The organism is Streptomyces sp. DH12 (genome assembly GCF_020873895.1).
GTDB lineage: Bacteria > Actinomycetota > Actinomycetes > Streptomycetales > Streptomycetaceae > Streptomyces.
Genome location: NZ_JAHWGT010000457.1, coordinates 1 through 608 on the forward strand (window position 1 = coordinate 1; position 608 = coordinate 608).

General features: G+C 80.9%; 1 pseudogene. It reads right to left on the reverse strand.

Annotated elements, in window-relative coordinates:
- Positions 1-608: pseudogene (locus LPA54_RS35155) on the reverse strand (hypothetical protein); the annotation flags it as partial.

Below are 608 nucleotides of genomic sequence, written 5' to 3' on the forward strand. Positions count from 1 at the left end.
GGGCAGGGTGCGCAGCGCGCCGAGCAGCGCTCCCTGGAGGGCGGCGCCCGGTGCCGGGGCTCGGCCGTCGAGGGCGGCGAGCGCGGTGGTGACCAGGGTGACGGTGGCGGGACGGGCCCGGGCGGCCAGTTCCCTGCCGATCGCCAGCAGGGTCCGCAGCCGGCCGCGCAGTGCGGCGACCCCGGCGTCGTCGTCGCTCCAGGCGGAGCCGTCGACGAGCAGCGCCACCCGGACCGGGCCGCTCAGACCGCGCAGGCGGTCGGCGAACTCCCGGCGGTCCAGGCCGTCCGGACCCACCGGGCAGCGCACGGCGCCGGCCGGCGCCGCGGCGGCGAGGGGCGCGCTGTCGTGATCGTGCACCAGGACGACGGGACCGCCCTCCCGGTCGCCGCCGACCGCTTCCGGCACCCACTCGGGCACGAGCACCCGCACGCCACCCCCGGCCTCCGCACCCTCCACGGCGGCGACGACCGGTTCCGATGCGCCGCCGGGCCCCGCCGCACCCGTCTCTGCCTCCCGCCCGTCGGCCCGGAAGCCGGGTCCGGCGCCGTACACGGGCACGCTGCCCCGCGCGCCGGGGTCGGCGGCCCATCCGGTCGACGGGGGGT